The sequence below is a fragment of the Geobacillus sp. PK12 genome (assembly GCF_004123125.1).
Classification (GTDB): Bacteria; Bacillota; Bacilli; order Bacillales; family Anoxybacillaceae; genus Geobacillus; species Geobacillus zalihae.
In genome coordinates, this window is the sequence record NZ_SDKL01000043.1 from 1 (window position 1) to 17,404 (window position 17,404).

Genomic DNA, 17,404 nt, shown 5'->3' on the forward strand with positions numbered 1-17,404 from the left:
GGATTCGATCCCCCCTTTTTTCTCAAGTTTGCGTTTTCTATACTATCATAGCGAATTTTGCCGTTTTATCCAACCCGAATTCAGTCCTATTATGAGAAAAAATGAAAAGTTTTGTTGAAAAAGAGAGAAAAAAAGCAGAGGACATGAAAAGTTGTGTTCTTTCATCATCATTGCGGCATGATACGCTGTAAATGGAAAAAGGCGCCCCATTGCGTTTGGGAGCACCTTCTTTGTGATCGTTAATTTTGGCTTTGTGTGGATGGTGAATCGCTGCGCGTGAGGGAGGCGTTGGACGTCTCGAGCGCTTGCCGCAGCGTTTCATTGATTGAGCTGACCGATTGCTCGTCCGGGATGTAGTAGTACACGCCGTTGATCGTTTCGTCGTATCCTTTCAAATGCAAATTTTCTACATCCGCGTTTTTCATTTTTTGATAGACGTAGATGAATGACAACAACTCGGACGGAGGGATGTTCGTCCGCACGTGATCCCCTAAATCGGCGATGACGTCATCCAGCTTCGGCAGCGAGGTGATGGACGTGCTTTTGTCAATAATGGCGCGAATGACTTGCTTTTGCCGCTCGTTTCGGCCAAAATCGCCGCGGGGGTCCGATTTTCTCATGCGCACATAGGCGAGCGCTTCATTGCCATTCAACTCTTGTTTGCCTTTATGGAACGTATGCCATTTGAGCGAACCTGTCAGCTGAGCTTTGAATGTGAACGGAACATCCACCGTGACGCCGCCTAGGGAATCGACAATTTTTTCGAACCCTTCAAAATCCGTCGTCACGTAATAGTCGATCGGAACATTGATCAGCTCATTGACGGCTGCAATGGTCGATTGAATGCCGCCATGACTGTAAGAATGGGTGATTTTGTCTTTCCGCCCTTCGCTCGGGATGTAAACGCGCGTATCGCGGGGAATGCTCAACAAATACACTTTGTTCGTCTTCGGATTGACGGTCAACAACATGACGACATCAGACCGCCCCTCCTCGTCGTGGTACTGGTTTTCCACTCCGACTAACAGAACGGTAAATGGGTCTTTGCGCATCTCAATGTTTCTTGCCGGCTTGCTTGATGGATCAAGCGCTTGATAAATTTTGCTTGACGCCTGTTTCGCCTCGGAGTAAATATTGTAGCCAAAGGCGCCGACACCCCCGAGCAACAGAAGAAACACGAGCAAAAAGAATCGGCGGAGCCGCTTTTTTTTCTTTCGCTTTTTCACCGTTTTTCTTGTATGATTCATCGTTTAACCCTTCTTTCCTTTACGGTGTCGTTTTAGGAAGACGAAAGCAGCCGCTCGGCATACTCCATCGCTCCCGCCTGAATGTCCGCCCTTCCGTTTGTCAGTTCGGTCATCCACTCGCCGAACGAAGACTGGCCGTCCTCGGGAACGAGAACATCAAACGTGACGCGGTCGGCATATTGGATATTTTTAATAGTATATACGGAAGAGCGCAGCTCATTTTCCACCTTCCCAAGCCACGGGTAGTCGATCGTGACATGCATGACGCGCATGAGCCGACGCTCGACGATGCCGGCGGCGTTCAGCCCCTCGGAGACGGCGCGGCTGTAAGCGCGCACCAACCCGCCCGCGCCGAGCTTGATGCCGCCAAAGTAGCGGGTGACAACGGCGACGGTGTCTTTCACCCCTTTTTTCTTCAGCACCTCAAGCATCGGCACCCCTGCGGTGCCGCTCGGCTCGCCGTCATCGTTCGCTTTTTGGATTTGGTCATGCTCGCCGATCAAATAGGCGGAGCAGTTGTGGGTGGCATCCCAATGCTTCTTCTTGATTTGTTGAATAAAGGCGACGGCCTCTTCCTCGGTTTCAGCGCGATTGATATAGCAGATGAACCGTGATTTTTCGATCACGATCTCGCGTTCGCCGTATCCTTTAACCGTGTAATATGTTTGCAACAAAGCAAAACACCTCAACATACAAAAAACGCGAAAACGGTTTAATTTTGTTCATTTTTTTGCATGAATGGCTAGCGCTCTACTCTAATTATGGTAAACTGAAAATAAAAGAGCAATAGATAGGGCATGCTTTTATTATTATAAATCGACAACTTTTTTCCTTCAAACAAATTTTGCTGGCGCCCATGCGCACCGCTTGGCAGCGCTGTTGGAGGTTGGCAAATGGCTGAGGCAAAACAGTGGGACGTGAAGCAATTAGATCGGATTGTCGAAAAAATGATCGACACCGTTCAACACAGCAAAGACGAAATTTTCCGCATCGGGGAGCAGTCGCGTCAAGAGCACGACCATTTGCTTCGCGAACTCGAGGAGGTGAAGCGGCTGACCGTGCAGGCGATCGAAGAAGCGGATCAGCTGGAAATGAAGGCGCGTCAGGCGCGCCGCCGCCTGTCGGAAGTGAGTCAAAACTTTTCCACCCACTCGGAGCAAGATATTCGCGAGGCGTATGAAGCGGCGCATGAGTTGCATATGAAGCTGACGATGGTGCGCGAGCGGGAGAAACAGCTGCGGTTGCGCCGCGACGAGCTCGAGCGGAGATTGGCGAGCCTTGCGCAAATTATCGAACGCGCCGATTATTTAGTTGGACAAATTACGGTCGTGCTCCACTACTTAAACAGCGATTTCCGCCAGGTCGGCGAGCTTATTGAAGGAGCGAAGCAAAAGCAGGAATTTGGGCTGAAAATCATCGAAGCCCAGGAAGAAGAGCGGCGGCGGCTGTCGCGGGAAATCCATGACGGCCCGGCGCAGCTGCTCGCTCACGTCCTTCTTCGGTCTGATTTGGTCGAAAAGGTGATCAAAGAGCGAGGGACAGAGGCGGCGATCGCCGAGATTCGTGATTTTCGCAAAATGGTGCGTTCGGCTTTGTCCGAAGTGCGCCGCATCATTTACGATTTGCGGCCGATGGCGCTTGATGATTTAGGATTGGTTCCGACGCTAAAAAAATACTTGCAAACGACCGAAGAATATAACAAGGGAGTCCACATTTCCTTTGTACATATCGGCGAAGAAATTCGGCTGCCGTCGCGGATGGAGGCGGCCGTGTTTCGGCTTGTCCAAGAATCGGTGCAAAACGCCTTGAAGCATGCCGAAGCGCGCCATATCGACGTCAAAATGGAAGTGACGTGCCACCATCTGCTTGTCAGTGTCAAAGACGATGGCAAAGGATTTGATCCATCGGTCAAAAAAGAAAATGCGTTCGGCTTGATTGGAATGCGGGAGCGGGTGGAGCTGCTCGGCGGCACGCTCGACATCCGCTCAAAGATTGGCAGCGGAACGACCGTGTTCATTCGCGTTCCGCTCGACCGTTCGACTGACAAAACGAACAAGGAGGAAAGGAAACGATGAAAACACGCATCGCGATTATCGACGATCACCAGCTGTTTCGCGAGGGCATCAAGCGCATTTTGGAATTTGAGGGCGATTTTGAAGTCGTGGCGGAAGGAAGCGACGGAAGCGAAGCGCTTTCGATCGTCGAAACATACCGCCCCGATTTGGTGCTGATGGACATCAATATGCCGGACATCAACGGCGTGGAGGCGACGAAACAGCTGATCGAAGCTTACCCTGATACGAAAGTCGTCGTGTTGTCGATCCATGACGATGAACACTATGTCATGCGCGCTTTGCAGACCGGGGCGACGGGGTATTTGCTGAAGGAGATGGATGCCGATACGCTCATTGAGGCGGTGAGAATCGTCGCGGAAGGCGGATCGTATTTGCATCCGAAAGTGACGCACAACTTGATTCGCGAATACCGCCGCTTGACGACAGAAAAAGGCGGCGCAGTGGTTAAGCAGGAGGTGCGCCGTCCGCTTCATTTGCTGACGCGGCGCGAGTGCGAAGTGCTGCAGCTGTTGGCCGACGGCAAAAGCAACCGCGCCATCGGCGAAGCGCTGTACATTAGCGAAAAAACGGTGAAAAACCACGTCAGCAGCATCTTGCAAAAATTAAACGTCAATGACCGGACGCAAGCCGTTGTGGTCGCGATCAAAAACGGTTGGGTGGAAGTGCGCTAATGGCAATGCCCCCTTCGTTTCCGCCTATTGTCAGCGGATTGGATGGGCGTCTGGCGGCTGGTGTTGAGGGGATCGAGGCAGCGATGCTTCGTTGTTGGTGTGTCCGTGGTGAGGACAAGCTGTTTTGTAGTTGGCGGCAAGCGGCTTTGTTTAGGTCCTTGCGGTGCGCTATCCCCCATTTGGATTCGTAGTGGTGGGCGGTTTGTCTTTTTGGTATAATGGAAGAAAATTTGAAATCAGGAAGGAATGGCGTTCGTGAAAACGGCAATTGTCACCGACAGCACGGCCTACTTGCCGAAAGAGGTGCGCGAGAGGTTGGGCATTCGCCTGATTCCGCTCAGCGTCATTTTCGGGAATGAGACGTACCGCGAAGAGATTGATATGACGGCCGATGAATTTTTTGCCAAAATCAAGCAGCATCCGACGTTGCCGACGACGTCCCAACCGTCGGTCGGTGAGTTTGTTGACTTGTTCACCGCCATTCGCGAGGAAGGATACGAGGCGGTCGTCAGCATCCACCTCTCAAGCGGCATCAGCGGCACGTACCAAGGGGCGGTCACGGCAGGGACGATGGTGGACGGATTGCGTGTTTACGCATACGACTCGGAAATCAGCTGCATGGCACAAGGGTTTTATGCGATCGAAGCGGCGGAAATGGCGCAGGCGGGGAGGTCTCCTGAGGATATCATCGCTCGCTTGGATGAAATGAAACAAACGCTGCGCGCCTACTTTATGGTCGATGACTTGGCCCATCTGCAGCGGGGCGGACGGCTGACCGGGGCGCAGGCGTTCATCGGCGGCCTCTTGCAAATCAAGCCGCTTCTTCGCTTTGAAAACAAAGTGATCGTGCCGTTTGAAAAAATTCGCACGCGCAAAAAAGCGATCCACCGCATCGAAGAGCTGTTCGCCGAAGATGCGGAAAAGGGTGTGCCGCTCAAAGCCGCCATCATCCACGCCAACCAGCCGGATGAAGCGGGCCGCTGGCGCGATGAGCTGTCCGCCCGCTATCCGCACGTCGAATTTTCGATCAGCTATTTTGGTCCCGTCATCGCCACGCATGTCGGCGAAGGAGCGCTCGGGTTGACGTGGTATCAGCCTTAAGCCGGGGCTGCAAAGCGCCGTCTCGAGGCGCTGCAGCCAAGCGCAAGGCGGAACGGTGCGCTCCGCCTTGCGCGGCGGCGAATTTGTTGTACAGTAGGTTTCTCTCTGCTTTATGAAACGGACCGAAGATGCGGGGCTGGCCGAACTTGTCGAACCGTTTTCCTTTCCTGAAAAACTTGTCGCTATTTCCCTGGGAATGTTGTCGAAACACGTTATCGATCGGCTCCATGACTCTCCTGTGAATCTTCGCTGGCATCAGGTTTCGCCGCATCCATTTCTTTCGAAGGCCGATATGTCGTGAAAAAGACGGTCAAACCACATCCTGATTCCATTTGGAAAGGCCTTTTCATCTCCACTTTCTTTTCTGATCGAATGTTGTTGTTTTGTGCATGACACCCGTCTTTTATTACCAGCCTTCTAAAGAATGCCGTGAGATCGCTCTTCCTGTACCTTTATGCGCTTCAAGTCTCTCAACTTGGGGAGAGAGGGTTTTTGCCGCGTCATCTGCTCTTCTTGCCTCTCAGCTGGGGAACGTGCTTTTCATACGTTCAAAAGGAGTGATGCTTCTTGTGCATCCAACAACCATCTTGTGTTCCACACCTCGTTTCATGGTTGAACGGCCAGCGCCTCCCACGCGAACAACTGCCGTTTTCTGATGAAGAAATCAAAGCCGCGGTGCAAGCCGGTTGGGTTCACGAACATCCCGGCCTCATCAAAACATCAAGCGGCTGGCGCTGCGGTCGTTGCGGAAATGATGATCGCCATCTGTTCGCCTCGTTTCCATGCGCCCGCTGTGGATCGGATTGCGCGTATTGCCGCAAGTGTCTCGTGATGGGGCGCATCAGCTCCTGCACTCACCTTGTGCACGTGACGATGCCGCTTCCGTCCGAGCCGCACGAAGCGCCGCTTTCCTGGGACGGGGAACTGTCCGCCGCTCAGGCGGAGGCTGCCCAGGCAGTCCGCCAGGCGGTGCTGGACCGAAGCGAGCTGCTCGTTTGGGCCGTATGTGGGGCAGGGAAAACCGAGATGTTGTTTCCCGCCATCGCCGCCGCGCTCGAGAAGGGCTGGCGCGTTGGCCTAGCCACGCCGCGTGTCGACGTCGTCCGCGAGCTTGCTCCCCGCTTTCGTCAAGCGTTTCCGCGCGTTCCGCTTGCCGTATGGTACGGCGGAAGCGAAGAGCGCGGGCGGATCGCTTCCTTGGTCCTCTCAACCACCCACCAGTTGCTGCGGGCTTACCGCGTCTTTGACGTTATGATCGTGGATGAAGTCGATGCCTTCCCATATTCTGTTGAGCCGATGCTCCAATACGCCGTCAGTCAAGCGCGGAAAGAACAGTCGAGCCTCATTTATTTAACCGCCACCCCATCCCGCGATTGGCAGCTTGACATCACAAGAGGCAAACGGAACGCCGCCGTCATCCCCGCCCGCTACCACGGCCGTCCGCTTCCCGTCCCCGTGTTGGAATGGTGCGGCAATTGGCGCAAACGGTTAGAGCGCGGCCGCTTGCCCGAAAACGTCCTTGCGTGGGTTCTCCATCGTTTGGCGCAGGGAAAACAAGCGTTTTTGTTCGTTCCCCATATCGATGAGCTTGAAGCGGTCACCCGCCTCTTGCAGCGCGTCGATCCCCGCATCGTCGGCGTTCATGCCGAAGCCCCAGACAGAGCTGAGCACGTTCAGGCGTTTCGCGATGGGCGCGTGCCGCTGCTCGTCACAACAACGATCCTTGAGCGCGGCGTGACCGTGCCGAACATCGATGTCGCCGTCCTTGGCGCCGAAGACCGCATTTTCACGGAAAGCGCCCTCGTGCAAATCGCCGGCCGCGTCGGCCGCCACGCCGCGTTCCCTGACGGCGATGTCCGCTTTTTCCATCACGGGAAAACGAACGAGATGGTGCGGGCGCGCCGCCATATCCTTCGCATGAACGAAGAAGCGCGAAAAAGGGGGCTGCTGCGCCCATGAACTGCCTTCTTTGCCATTCTCCATATAACCCGATTAACAGCTGGCGCCAGCTTCTTTTCCTCGAAGACCTTGACGTCCTTTGCCCGCGCTGCCGCGGGTCGTTCGCCGTCATTCGCGGCCGCCTTTGCGAGATGTGCGGCCGTCCGCTTGAGGAAGCCAAGCCATCGCTGTGCGCCGACTGTCTAAGGTGGCAGGAAGATGAACAATGGGGGAGGGTGCTCGTGAAAAACCGATCTGTCTATCTATACAATGACTGGATGAAAGACGTCGTCGCCTTATGGAAATTCCGCGGCGACTATGTCATCGTCGAGGCGTTCCGCCGACCGTTTTCCCAAGCGTTTCGCCGCCATTTCGGCCGCGGCTGGCACGTCGTCCCGATCCCGTTAAGCCGCGAGCGCCTCGATGAGCGCGGCTTCAACCAAGCGGAAGCGCTCGCCCGCTTGCTTCCATCCCCGTATTTCCCTTGGCTGGCCCGCCGGCATTCCGAGAAGCAGTCGAAAAAATCGCGCCACGAACGGCTGGACACCGACAACCCGTTTTTTCTCTCCGGCCATCCGCCGATAAATGGGAAGCGAATCGTTCTTATCGATGACATTTACACGACGGGCATCACCATCCGCCACGCGGCCCGCGTGCTGCTTGAGGCGGGGGCCGCAGAGGTGGGAGCGTTGACGCTCATTCGCGCGTAACAGTGTAAACATTGGAAGCCTACGTGCCGATATAAACAGTAGGAGAACAAAGAGCGAGGAAGAATAATGATGCGTATTCGTCACGATCAACTATCCAATGAGATCGCCGTACCGGCTGTTTCATTGCAGCCGGGGAGCGTGCAGATGGCGGTAATGAAAGAAAGGTTCAACGATCAAGAGGCCGTGGTCGCCATCGGCCAACAGGATGTACGCGTCCACTTTGTGGATGGCGTCCCAAGCGACCGTTCGTTTATGGTGCGGCTTGTGAAGCAAGAAGGTGGAACTTGGATGGCGCAAGCGGTGCCACTATCGTCTATAGGGCGGTTTCTGCCATCTTCGTTGGACGATGGAATCGATTCATGGCTGTCGGCCCGTGGCATTCGCCTGACCGAAAAGGAAAAAGAAGCCGTTCGTCGTTTTTGGGAGACGGAAGGCGGCTCGATAAAGAAAAAACAGGAAACCGTCGCTGCTTTGGCGGCGAAACAGCTCGAGGTGACCGAGACGCATTTGCGCCTAGCGCATGAAGCACTCCATGGCCCGCCGCTCGGAGACCTGTTGGCGCCGTTGTTGACGAAAACGGAACCGGAAGAAACCCATGAAGCAAAAGCGGCGCCTGTTCGTGAACAAACGGAGCGATTGGAAGGTTCGCGCGCGTATGCGGTTGCATCGGAGCTGGTTCTTCCGACGGCAGAGGCCCGGACGTTTGCCGTGACGGTAGTGACGGAAAAAATGGTGCAACTCGTGCACGATTTTCGTGTTTGGCAGCGTGATATGGTCCGTCAGCTCGAACAATTTGCGCATGCCGCTGCCCAACAGTCGACAGAGCGAGCCGCGCCGCTTGTTGAGTCGCTCATTCATTCACTCGACCGCATGCTGTTGCACGGGGAATGGTTGTTGTTTACTGACATGAAAACGGAAACGAAGTTGCTTGAGGCGGGGGCGAAATTGGCAGAAGCGAAACGCGGCCTTGCTGAAGGAAAGACGGACGAAGCGGCCAAGACGGCGCGTGAAGTGAAAGCGTTGTTGGAGTCGCTCCGCTTTCAGCCATCTGAACAAAAAGTACAGCGGTTTTTCATGGAATCGGAAGCGTGGCAGGGCACGAAGCCGCACGAGCAGCTGTCGCGCCTTCTGAAACATGTGGACCAAGCGCCCAACGATGGCGCATTATCGGCGAGAGGAGTCTTTGAATCGCTGCGCCGCCTCGGCTTTTTCCATGAACAAGAGACCGCCCGTGCGCTCTTGAGCGGAGAGCGATTACAGCCGGTCGAGAATTTGAAGGCGATGCTGCTGTCATGGGTTGAGGAAGGAACGGCTCCTGCGCAGGCGGAACGGCTGCTCATGAATCTTACCGGCCAACAGTTGCTCAACAAATTTACTGTTGACAGCCACACCCAAACTATGTTGTACCAGTGGCCACTCTCGCTTCATGGTGAGATGGCGACCGTACATGTGCACGTCAACGCTCGCAGCGGTGACGGACAGCTTGACTGGCAAAACTGCCGCCTCTACTTTTTGTTGGACACGAATCAAGGCAAAGTCGGCATTTCCTTGCAGTCGGTCGAACGGCAGCTGTCCGTGACGGTGGAAACAGAACACGAGCGGTTGGCGGCGGTGTTGCAGTCATGTGCGGCGACAGTCAAAGACCATTTGGAACAGATCGGTTATCGGGTGCAACGCCTCACTTTCCAACCGATGAACACCCAAGACCAAGAGCGGGCGGCGACAGACAGAGTGAAGACGGAAAACGAAACGAGCCAGTGGGAGTGGACGATATGAACAGACACCGTTACGCCCCTGCTTTCAAATCATATGAGCAACATCTTGGCCGACAGCCGCGGCAGCTCGCTGATGAGGTGGCCGACAAGGCGGGGCGGGCGGGCATTCCGCTGCCCCATGACCGGGAGTTGCTGAGACAGCTGGTCGATCCGGTGCCGCGCGTCCCGCCGCAGCTTTACGCGGTGATCGGGGAAGTTTTAAAATGGATTCAGAAGCTTGATGAACAAGGCGGTAGGAGCGAAGAAGATGGAGATCAATAAAATTGCCAACACCCCATCGGTTCCAATCGGCAAAAAAGCGGCGGCTTCTTTTTCGCCATCCGTGTCATTTGCCGAGCTGACCGCCAAGGAGCAGGAAAAGCTGCGAAACGAGCGGCTGAGGCAGCTGGCGGATGAAATCGAACAGCAAGGAAAAAAACTGGCCAAGTTGCGGACGGTTGACGATTTGCGGCGGTATAAACAGCTCGTCAGACAATTGCTCGATGAAGCGGTGAACCATGGCTTGAAACTGACGGAGCAGTATGGGTTCCATTGGAGCGGCCGTTCCCGCGTCTATCATATCGTCAAAACGATCGACCAAAAGCTGCTGGACGTCACAAACGCGGTGCTCGAGCAAGAACGGCCGAGGATTGATTTGCTGCAGACGTTGGGGGAAATTCAAGGGTTGATCGTCAATTTGTATACGTAATGGGCACATTGGGAGGGGAGAATGATGAACTTAGAAAATTGCCCGGTTTGCGGCCGTCTGTTTGTCCGCTCGCCGTTTCGCGATATTTGCCCGTCTTGTCATGAAGAAGAAGAACGGCAATTTCAAACCGTGGTCCAATTTTTGCGGCGCCGGGAAAACCGGTTGGCGACGATGGAGCAAATTGTCGATGCGACAGGGGTGCCTGAGACGCTGCTGGTCAAATTCATCAAAAGCGGCCGCTTAACGTTGGCGCAGCTGCCGAATTTAGGATATCCGTGCGACCGTTGCGGCAAGCTGATCCGCGAAGGCAGAATGTGCGCTGACTGTTCAAAAGATTTGCAAAGGCAGCTGGAAATGGCGAAAAAAGAAGAAGAACAGAAGAAAAAACAAGTGTTTCGCACGTATTACACCGACAAAGAGCGAAATGGCCGCTAAACAAATGAACGGATTGACCGATAATAGTAGTAAGACAACAACGGGCGGAACGGATAGGAGGAATCGCAGTGAGAATCGATCACCGGTTTTTGATTGGCGTTCATCCCTACCGTCAGTACTCGGGCATCCCACAAGGAAAAACAGGGCAACCCGGGCGGCGGGATCGCGTCGAAATTTCTGAGGAGGCAAAAGAGCTGCAGCAACGCTCCACTTGGGCCGCCGAGCGGGAAGAGAAAGTGCGCCGGTTGAAGGAACAAATCGACAACAGAACGTATGAGATCGATGCCCGCGCCATTGCGGAGAAACTATACAAGTTCTATAAGGGCGATGGCCAATGAACACAAGGGTAGAAAATCGCCGAACCGATGATGAACAGCGTGCGCCAGCGCTGCAGCTGATGGCGCTCCTTGACCGGCACTTGACGCTGCACCGGCATTTGCTTCAATTGGCCTATCAAAAAACGGACGTATTAAAACGAGGCGATATGGACGGATTAATGCAGCTGATCCAAAAAGAACAAACTGCTATCGCCGCCATCCAGCAGCTCGAGCGCGAGCGGGCACAACTCGTCGCCGCATGGTCCGATGGCGGGCATCCGCTGACATTGGCCGATTGCTTGCCGAAAATGGACGAGGAGGAGCGGCAAAAAGCCGAACAGTTGGCTAGCGAGTTGCTCGACGTGATCAACGAACTCCAGGCAGTCAACGAGCTGAATGGGCAGCTCATCCGCCAGTCGCTGCAATGGGTGACGCTGATGTTGGACCAATTGATGCCGCAGCCGCCCAACGTGAACTATACCGCGCCAAACCAATCAACGAGACAATATGGACATGGACGAAGCCGTTCACTCTTTGATTCCAAAGCATAGCAGCACAAGTCACCGACGGAAAATAAGGAGAGATCGATCCATCCAACAGCCGTCAAAACGAAACAGAGCCGCTAGGCAGAAAACAGCGGACAATCATTAGAAGATGAAAAAGGAGGGGCACGATGGGATCAACATTTCACGGGCTGGAAGTCGCCAAGCGCGGCATGGCCGTGCAGCAAATGGCGCTGTACACGACCGGCCATAACATTGCTAACGCCAACACGCCCGGTTATTCCCGTCAGCGCGTCAACTTTGTCCAAAGCGAGCCGTACCCGCCGGCTTCCCTCAATCGCCCGCAAATTCCGGGACAGATGGGGACGGGGGTCGAGGCGGGCTCGATTGAGCGGGTGCGCGACCGCTTTTTTGACTGGCAATACCGAGGCGAGAACAACAAACTGGGCTATTGGCAAGCCCAAGCCGATGCGTTAAAAAAAATGGAGGACATTATGAACGAACCGTCCGACAGCGGTTTATCCAAAACGATGGATCAATTTTGGCAGGCGCTCCAGGATTTAAGTGTAAACCCAGAAAATACGGGGGCCCGCTCGGTCGTGCGCCAGCGCGGGTTGGCCGTTGTGGAGACGTTTCATTATTTGGCTGATTCGTTAACATCCATTCAAAACGATCTCGCCAATGAGATTCAAGTGACGGTCAAATCGATCAACTCGATCGCTGAACAGTTGTATAAAATCAACCAGCAAATCGCCGAAGTCGAGCCTCACGGCTACTTGCCGAACGATTTGTATGATGAGCGAGACCGACTGCTCGATGAACTGTCCGCGCTCGTCAAAATCGAAGTCGAGCCGAAGCCAAGCGGCGGCAATGCGCTGAAAATAGCGGAGGGGTCTTATGATGTATATATTTTGGATGGCAACGGCCAGCGCCAGCTGTTGGTGAATGGCGCTCAAGGATATCAGACGCTGTCCGTATCGCCGAGCGCCAGCTCCTCGCCGGAGATGCCGACCGGTCCGCTTACCGGACTTTCGCTTGGAGGCTCTTCCATCCCGTTTGTCGCCTCCGGCAAGTTGAAAGGGTTGATCGAGGCCTACGGATATGATGACGGAAGCGGTGTCAAAGGCATTTATCCCGATATGTTGAAAAAGCTCGATACGCTCGCGTATTCGTTCGCCAAACGGTTTAACGAAGTGCACCAAACAGGGTATACGCTCAGCCCGAGCAACCCGGGAGGGCTGTTTTTCACGGATTTGACGCAAGTGGACGGGGCAGCGAAAGCGATCCAATTGTCATCCAATATTGATGATTTAAACAACATCGCCGCTTCATCGGCGCCGAACGAACCGGGGAACGGTTTAAACGCCATTCGTCTCGCCAATGTCAAAAACAGCAATTTTGCCAACTTGCAAGATCCGGCGCCGTCGGTCTCGTATCCGATCACAGCGGGCACGCTGCAGGCGTATTACGAAAGCATGATCGGCCAGCTGGCGGTCGACACCCAACAGGCGAACCGCCTCGTCAACAACTCCGAAGTGCTCCGCCAGTCGGTGGAGGAACGGCGGCAGTCCGTCAGCGGGGTGTCGCTCGACGAAGAAATGACGAACATGATTCGGTTTCAGCACGCCTACAACGCGGCGGCGCGCACGATTACGACGATCGATGAAATGCTCGATAAAATCATTAACGGCATGGGAATTGTCGGAAGGTAGGTGAATGACCATGCGTGTCACGCAGTTCATGCTGACGCAAAATATGCTGCGCAACTTGAGCCAAAGCTATGAACGGCTCAGCAAAATTCAAGACCAGCTGTCCACCGGCAAAAAAATTGCCCGCCCGTCCGATGACCCGGTCGTGGCCATTAAAGGAATGGCCTACCGGACGAACTTAACCGAGGTCGAACAGTTTAAACGCAATTTCTCTGAAGCTCATAACTGGATCGATGCATCCGACTCGGCGCTCAACGAAGCGACGCAAGTGCTCCAGCGCATCCGTGAGCTCGTTGTCCAAGCCAGCAACGATACGTATGAGCAATCGCAGCGTGAGCATATCGCGAAAGAGATCGATGAGCTCAAAAACCATTTAGTTTCCATTGCCAACACGCAAATTGCGGGCAAATACATTTTTAACGGCACAGATACCCTTCGTCCGCCGGTCAACTTAGACGACCCAGTGAACAAAGTGTCGACGAACACAGAACAAGTGAAAATCGAGCTGTTAAAAGGCATCCAGCTCCCGGTCAACGTGAATCCGACGCGCGTCTTTACATACAGCGCGGCTCCGGGACAAGGACTGTTCAGCGATTTAGAAGCGCTTGTGAATGACTTGGAAGCCGGCAAGAGCGGCCAAGAGCTGAACGTTTATTTATCGTATATGGACAAGCACATCGACAACGTCTTAGCCGAGCGGGCCGAGCTTGGCGCGCGAAGCAACCGCCTTGAGCTGATGGAGGCGCGTGTCGATGAACAGGAAGTCATCGCCCAACAAATTTTGTCGGACAATGAAGACGCCGATATCGAACGGGTCATCACCGATTTAAAAACACAGGAAAGTGTGCACCGCGCCGCCCTCGGCGTCGGCGCCCGCATTATCCAGCCGACGCTGCTCGACTTTTTGCGCTAAGCGGGTAAGGGGGGAATGACGATGCAGCTGCCGCAGATCCGCTTGCGGTCAACGATGGCGAAAATCGCCATCGAAACCGTTCCGGCGAAACTGGAAATCCAACAGCCGCCTGCCGAGTTGGAAATCGAGCAGCCCCCGGCCCGACTCACGATCCGTACGACGCCGTCCAAGCTAACGATCGATCAGACAAAAGCGTGGGAAGACATGAACTTAGAACATATCTTCCGCCGCATCGAAAAGTTTGCTGAACAAGGATACAACGATTGGCTGGACGGACTGGCCCGCGTCTCTCGCCAAGGCGACGAACTCATGCGCATCGAGGACGGCGGCAACCCGATCGCCGAGCAGGCGAAAGAAAACAGCGAATCGCCGATGTACGAATTCAACATCGGCTGGGTGCCATCCCCGTTCAGCGTTCACATATCCTATACCCCGGCGGATGAGGATATTCGCTTTGAGACACACAAACCGGTCATCCGCGCCCGCACGCATTCGCCGATCATTCGCTACACGCCAGGTGAGGTGTCCATCCACCTCGCCCAGCGCCCGTCGCTGGACATTGATTTTGCCCATTTGCGCTTCGTCGGCGTCCATTTTGATATGTTGATTTGAAAAGGTGTGAAAACATGAATGTACGGACAAAATATCATGGTGAACTTGACATCGATGAACAGGACATCATCCATTTCCCCCACGGTCTGCCAGGATTTGCGGACGAGAAGCGGTTCGTCCTTCTCCCGCTCGCGGACACGCCGTTTGTCATCTTGCAGTCGGTCGAGACGCCTGCGCTCGGGTTTGTGTTGATCGAGCCGTTTTCGTACTTTCCAACATACGAATTTGAGCTCGACGAGACAACTGTCGAACAGCTTGGCATCGAAAGCGAACGTGACGTTGCAGTGTATGTCATCCTTACTGTCGCTGATCCGTTCGACCATACGACCGCCAACTTGCAGGCGCCTGTAGTCATCCATGTTCACAAACGGCTCGGCAAGCAAGTGATCTTAACGAACACCGCGTACCAAACGAAACATCGCCTTTTCCCGGAAAAAGCGGCGACGTAAAGGAGGCGGGCGAACCATGCTTGTTTTAACGCGCAAACTCAAAGAAACGATCCAAATCGGCGATGACATCGAAATCACCGTCCTCGCCATCCAGGGCGATCAAGTAAAGCTTGGCATCAACGCGCCCAAACACATCGACATTCACCGCAAAGAAGTGTACCTCGCCATCCAAGCGGAAAACAACGCCGCCGCCGAAGCGTCCGAAGCCTCGCTCGCCGAACTGACCGCCAAGCTGAAACAATGGAAACATCCATAACGCCGAAGCGCCCATGCGGCGCTTTTTTTCGCTCCAACGACAAAAAATTAAATTTCCCTATTAAACTTCCAAAAAACGCGCCGATATAAAAAGTGAGCGCGGCTTGCGGCGAAAGGCGGCCGACTTTCGCCCTAGCCCCGCCGTTCCACAAGGACGTGGAAAACATCATTTCAAGGAGGAAGAGAACATGAGAATCAACCACAACATCGCGGCGTTGAATACGTATCGCCAACTGACGATCGGTCAAGGCGCCGCAGCGAAAAACATGGAAAAACTTTCTTCCGGTCTTCGCATTAACCGCGCTGGTGACGATGCGGCAGGTCTTGCGATCTCGGAAAAAATGCGCGGGCAAATCCGTGGGTTAGAGCAAGCTTCTCGCAATGCACAAGACGCAATCTCGCTTATCCAGACGGCAGAAGGGGCTTTAAATGAGACACATGCGATCCTTCAACGAATGCGTGAGTTAGCTGTACAAGCTTCTAACGGTACTTTTCAAAATGAGGTAGACCGCGAGAATATCAGCAAAGAAGTTGAGAGATTAAAAGAAGAAATCAATCGTATTGCTGATTCGACTAACTTTAACGGAATAAAACTTTTAAATGGCGATCTTAGTGTAGACGGTTCTGTAAAAGTCGGTGGAAATGTTCTAGGAAAAGCTACTGTCGTTGGTGGAGTTAATAGCGTTACTGCGACAAATTTTAAAGTATCTACTGGTAATACGCATACAGGTTCTGGAGCTGTTAGTATTCAAGGCGCACAAACGTCAGCTCTTAATAACCTGAGTTTTAAGTTTGAGTTAGGAAGCTCAGGTCAGGATCCAACCGCTTATGTGGATTCTGATAAAGGCGAAATCGTTATTAGACTCTCCGCTGACCAAGCTAAAAATACTAATGAAAACCTTCAAGCTGCTATTGGAAACGCAATAAAAGGGTCGGATCTTGTTTACACACCTGATGGTGGAACCAACTACTATTGGAAGTCAACTGGTGATTCGTTTGCGGCAAGCGGTTCAGACTTCACATTTACTGGTTTTGATGATCTGACAGGTGCAGCTGATGGTATCATTACACAGGCGCAAATTGATGAACTAAATAGTGCTTTAACTTATGAGTACGGTGCTGCTGCTGTGACGGGGCAGACAGGATTCGTGGAAACATTTCAAGTCGGTGATAATGTTGGAGATACATTAACTATTGCATTTACCCAAATGCAAGATGCTGCAGGAAATGAAGTTAACGATAAACTAAATGGATATACTTTCAGGGTTGTAGCAGGAAATAACTCCTATATCGAAGCAAGTGTTGATGATAATAAAAAGGTTATTACAATTGCTCTATCGACTGTCCAATCATTAAACACTGACGCTAACATAGAGTCTGCCCTAAAAGGTCTTAAGGTCAATGGTATCGAGCTTGATGGTACAAATGTAATTTTTACTGTAACTGGTACAGGAAATCTTCTTGATGGAACAGGTCCTGGACTCGATGTGAGAAAATACGCCAATTTGGATTCAGTTGCAAAAGATGGACTAACCTTCCAAATAGGTGCAGTTGGAACTCCTGAACAAAGGGTTAAACTGAATATAGAAGATATGAGTTCTAGTGGACTAAAAATAAGCAGTGTTTCTGTTGCAACACAAGCAGATGCTACTAAGGCAATTGAGGCGATTGATAATGCAATAAACATGGTTTCAGGACAGCGCGCTGAGTTGGGTGCTCTTCAAAACCGTCTTGAGCACACAATAAACAACTTAAGCACTTCTTCTGAAAACTTAACAGCTGCTGAATCTCGTATCCGTGACGTAGATTATGCCTTAGCTGCATAGTCAGCGACAGGCACAGTCGTCCTAGCTGGAAACGGCTAGGAGTATTACCGGGTGAATTGCTGGGAACCCCTTAGAGCCTTTGACGCCACAACGTAGCTGGAAACGGCAGACGTGATGGCTGGAAAAGTCAAAGGATTGGGCAACCAGCAGCCAAGCTCCTGTCCCGAAAGGGTGGAGAAG

At 53.2% G+C, this 17,404-nt stretch carries 20 protein-coding genes; 18 read left to right on the forward strand and 2 right to left on the reverse strand.

Annotated features, from left to right (window positions below; genetic code table 11):
• Nucleotides 1-239: 239 nt before the first annotated feature.
• Entirely contained in the window at nucleotides 240-1,247 is a 1,008-nt protein-coding gene (locus ETR37_RS13785) for an LCP family protein (protein ID WP_015375865.1), read from the reverse strand.
• 32 nt (nucleotides 1,248-1,279) lie between these two features.
• Entirely contained in the window at nucleotides 1,280-1,921 is a 642-nt protein-coding gene (locus ETR37_RS13790) for a YigZ family protein (protein WP_015375864.1), read from the reverse strand.
• Between the two features lie 219 nt (nucleotides 1,922-2,140).
• Between ETR37_RS13790 and ETR37_RS13795 the strand changes: the two genes are divergently transcribed.
• The 18 genes from ETR37_RS13795 (at nucleotide 2,141) to ETR37_RS20060 (ending at nucleotide 17,224) form a co-directional block, all read left to right on the forward strand.
• Nucleotides 2,141-3,322 (forward strand): sensor histidine kinase, encoded by a 1,182-nt coding sequence (locus tag ETR37_RS13795; RefSeq protein ID WP_042379189.1) that lies wholly within the window; start codon nucleotides 2,141-2,143, stop codon nucleotides 3,320-3,322.
• Nucleotides 3,319-3,993: a response regulator gene (locus tag ETR37_RS13800; protein WP_011232620.1), complete on the forward strand. Its 675-nt coding sequence runs from the start codon at nucleotides 3,319-3,321 to the stop codon at nucleotides 3,991-3,993. The genes ETR37_RS13795 and ETR37_RS13800 overlap by 4 nt, the downstream gene beginning before the upstream one ends.
• A 255-nt stretch (nucleotides 3,994-4,248) precedes the next feature.
• Nucleotides 4,249-5,094 (forward strand): DegV family protein, encoded by an 846-nt coding sequence (locus ETR37_RS13805; protein WP_013146442.1) that lies wholly within the window; start codon nucleotides 4,249-4,251, stop codon nucleotides 5,092-5,094.
• Nucleotides 5,095-5,206: 112 nt separating this feature from the next.
• Nucleotides 5,207-5,395, forward strand: a complete 189-nt coding sequence (locus ETR37_RS19190; protein ID WP_041470600.1) for a hypothetical protein — start codon at nucleotides 5,207-5,209, stop codon at nucleotides 5,393-5,395.
• Between the two features lie 266 nt (nucleotides 5,396-5,661).
• Nucleotides 5,662-7,053, forward strand: a complete 1,392-nt coding sequence (locus tag ETR37_RS13815; protein ID WP_129447413.1) for an ATP-dependent helicase ComFA — start codon at nucleotides 5,662-5,664, stop codon at nucleotides 7,051-7,053.
• Complete coding sequence (locus ETR37_RS13820; RefSeq protein ID WP_129447414.1) at nucleotides 7,050-7,742, forward strand: ComF family protein; 693 nt, start codon at nucleotides 7,050-7,052, stop codon at nucleotides 7,740-7,742. Before ETR37_RS13815 ends, ETR37_RS13820 begins: the two co-directional genes overlap by 4 nt.
• Before the next feature lie 69 nt (nucleotides 7,743-7,811).
• On the forward strand, nucleotides 7,812-9,518 hold the full coding sequence (locus ETR37_RS13825; protein ID WP_129447415.1) for a hypothetical protein: 1,707 nt from the start codon (nucleotides 7,812-7,814) through the stop codon (nucleotides 9,516-9,518).
• Nucleotides 9,515-9,778 carry a hypothetical protein gene (locus tag ETR37_RS13830; protein WP_023633638.1) on the forward strand — a complete coding sequence of 88 codons (264 nt, stop codon included), beginning with the start codon at nucleotides 9,515-9,517 and terminating at the stop codon, nucleotides 9,776-9,778. The genes ETR37_RS13825 and ETR37_RS13830 overlap by 4 nt, the downstream gene beginning before the upstream one ends.
• Nucleotides 9,765-10,205, forward strand: coding sequence for a YaaR family protein (locus tag ETR37_RS13835; RefSeq protein ID WP_020756448.1), 441 nt, complete (start codon nucleotides 9,765-9,767; stop codon nucleotides 10,203-10,205). Before ETR37_RS13830 ends, ETR37_RS13835 begins: the two co-directional genes overlap by 14 nt.
• 21 nt (nucleotides 10,206-10,226) lie before the next feature.
• Entirely contained in the window at nucleotides 10,227-10,640 is a 414-nt protein-coding gene (locus tag ETR37_RS13840; RefSeq protein WP_020756449.1) for a TIGR03826 family flagellar region protein, read from the forward strand.
• 68 nt (nucleotides 10,641-10,708) lie between these two features.
• On the forward strand, nucleotides 10,709-10,978 hold the full coding sequence (gene flgM, locus ETR37_RS13845) for a flagellar biosynthesis anti-sigma factor FlgM (protein WP_020756451.1): 270 nt from the start codon (nucleotides 10,709-10,711) through the stop codon (nucleotides 10,976-10,978).
• The gene (locus ETR37_RS13850; protein ID WP_023633641.1) at nucleotides 10,975-11,508 is read left to right on the forward strand and encodes a flagellar protein FlgN; all 534 of its coding nucleotides are present in this window, start codon (nucleotides 10,975-10,977) and stop codon (nucleotides 11,506-11,508) included. The genes flgM and ETR37_RS13850 overlap by 4 nt, the downstream gene beginning before the upstream one ends.
• Before the next feature lie 122 nt (nucleotides 11,509-11,630).
• Nucleotides 11,631-13,172 (forward strand): flagellar hook-associated protein FlgK, encoded by a 1,542-nt coding sequence (gene flgK, locus ETR37_RS13855; RefSeq protein ID WP_129447416.1) that lies wholly within the window; start codon nucleotides 11,631-11,633, stop codon nucleotides 13,170-13,172.
• A 10-nt stretch (nucleotides 13,173-13,182) separates the two neighbouring features.
• Nucleotides 13,183-14,082, forward strand: a complete 900-nt coding sequence (gene flgL / locus ETR37_RS13860) for a flagellar hook-associated protein FlgL (RefSeq protein ID WP_129447420.1) — start codon at nucleotides 13,183-13,185, stop codon at nucleotides 14,080-14,082.
• A gap of 21 nt (nucleotides 14,083-14,103) precedes the next feature.
• On the forward strand, nucleotides 14,104-14,694 hold the full coding sequence (locus tag ETR37_RS13865) for a DUF6470 family protein (protein WP_129447417.1): 591 nt from the start codon (nucleotides 14,104-14,106) through the stop codon (nucleotides 14,692-14,694).
• 14 nt (nucleotides 14,695-14,708) lie between these two features.
• Nucleotides 14,709-15,143 (forward strand): flagellar assembly protein FliW, encoded by a 435-nt coding sequence (gene fliW, locus ETR37_RS13870; RefSeq protein ID WP_129447418.1) that lies wholly within the window; start codon nucleotides 14,709-14,711, stop codon nucleotides 15,141-15,143.
• Between the two features lie 16 nt (nucleotides 15,144-15,159).
• Nucleotides 15,160-15,399, forward strand: a complete 240-nt coding sequence (gene csrA, locus ETR37_RS13875; protein WP_129447419.1) for a carbon storage regulator CsrA — start codon at nucleotides 15,160-15,162, stop codon at nucleotides 15,397-15,399.
• 187 nt (nucleotides 15,400-15,586) lie between these two features.
• Nucleotides 15,587-17,224 (forward strand): flagellin N-terminal helical domain-containing protein, encoded by a 1,638-nt coding sequence (locus tag ETR37_RS20060; RefSeq protein ID WP_304999994.1) that lies wholly within the window; start codon nucleotides 15,587-15,589, stop codon nucleotides 17,222-17,224.
• Nucleotides 17,225-17,404 lie beyond the last annotated feature (180 nt).

Coding starts and splice junctions, on each gene's coding strand:
- ETR37_RS19190 (WP_041470600.1), top strand. CDS start 5,207: ATGAAACGGACCGAAGATGCGGGGCTGGCCGAACTTGTCGAACCGTTT.
- ETR37_RS20060 (WP_304999994.1), top strand. CDS start 15,587: ATGAGAATCAACCACAACATCGCGGCGTTGAATACGTATCGCCAACTG.
- flgL (WP_129447420.1), top strand. CDS start 13,183: ATGCGTGTCACGCAGTTCATGCTGACGCAAAATATGCTGCGCAACTTG.
- ETR37_RS13850 (WP_023633641.1), top strand. CDS start 10,975: ATGAACACAAGGGTAGAAAATCGCCGAACCGATGATGAACAGCGTGCG.
- ETR37_RS13825 (WP_129447415.1), top strand. CDS start 7,812: ATGCGTATTCGTCACGATCAACTATCCAATGAGATCGCCGTACCGGCT.
- ETR37_RS13835 (WP_020756448.1), top strand. CDS start 9,765: ATGGAGATCAATAAAATTGCCAACACCCCATCGGTTCCAATCGGCAAA.
- ETR37_RS13785 (WP_015375865.1), bottom strand. CDS start 1,247: ATGAATCATACAAGAAAAACGGTGAAAAAGCGAAAGAAAAAAAAGCGG.
- fliW (WP_129447418.1), top strand. CDS start 14,709: ATGAATGTACGGACAAAATATCATGGTGAACTTGACATCGATGAACAG.
- ETR37_RS13800 (WP_011232620.1), top strand. CDS start 3,319: ATGAAAACACGCATCGCGATTATCGACGATCACCAGCTGTTTCGCGAG.
- ETR37_RS13840 (WP_020756449.1), top strand. CDS start 10,227: ATGATGAACTTAGAAAATTGCCCGGTTTGCGGCCGTCTGTTTGTCCGC.
- csrA (WP_129447419.1), top strand. CDS start 15,160: ATGCTTGTTTTAACGCGCAAACTCAAAGAAACGATCCAAATCGGCGAT.
- ETR37_RS13830 (WP_023633638.1), top strand. CDS start 9,515: ATGAACAGACACCGTTACGCCCCTGCTTTCAAATCATATGAGCAACAT.
- ETR37_RS13865 (WP_129447417.1), top strand. CDS start 14,104: ATGCAGCTGCCGCAGATCCGCTTGCGGTCAACGATGGCGAAAATCGCC.
- ETR37_RS13820 (WP_129447414.1), top strand. CDS start 7,050: ATGAACTGCCTTCTTTGCCATTCTCCATATAACCCGATTAACAGCTGG.
- flgK (WP_129447416.1), top strand. CDS start 11,631: ATGGGATCAACATTTCACGGGCTGGAAGTCGCCAAGCGCGGCATGGCC.
- ETR37_RS13795 (WP_042379189.1), top strand. CDS start 2,141: ATGGCTGAGGCAAAACAGTGGGACGTGAAGCAATTAGATCGGATTGTC.